The sequence below is a fragment of the Bacillus sp. JJ864 genome, from assembly GCF_036963045.1.
Taxonomy (GTDB): Bacteria; Bacillota; Bacilli; order Bacillales; family Bacillaceae_G; genus Bacillus_A; species Bacillus_A pseudomycoides_C.
In genome coordinates this window covers 11,350-11,655 of sequence record NZ_JBALLY010000045.1, presented here as the reverse complement: position 1 = coordinate 11,655, position 306 = coordinate 11,350, and the positions used below count along the sequence as shown (strand labels likewise).

General features: G+C 32.7%; 1 protein-coding gene. It reads right to left on the bottom strand.

What is annotated here, in order from left to right:
- Nucleotides 1-96: 96 nt before the first annotated feature.
- A partial coding sequence (locus V7024_RS08620) for an LPXTG cell wall anchor domain-containing protein (RefSeq protein WP_335518341.1) occupies nt 97-306 on the bottom strand: 210 nt, incomplete at its 5' end.

Genomic DNA, 306 nt, shown 5'->3' with positions numbered 1-306 from the left:
CGTAAAAGCCCGATTAGTTCAACTAATGATCAGTGGGGGATGAAGAAAAACCCCACTGATTATAGTTTCACTTTATCTACCACCTGAAAATTAACATCATTGGTTACTTTTTTTGTTCAATAAAAGTAAACCTAATCCCATCATTACAAAAAGTATGCCCATATATAATTCTATAGAAATTCCGCCCCCTGTTTTTGGTAATATCTCTCTATTTTCTCTCGAATTCTTCTTTGTTTTTAAAACTTTTGATTTATCTTCACCTGTATTTAGCTTTTCACCCGTATTTGGTTTTTCACCTGTATTTGG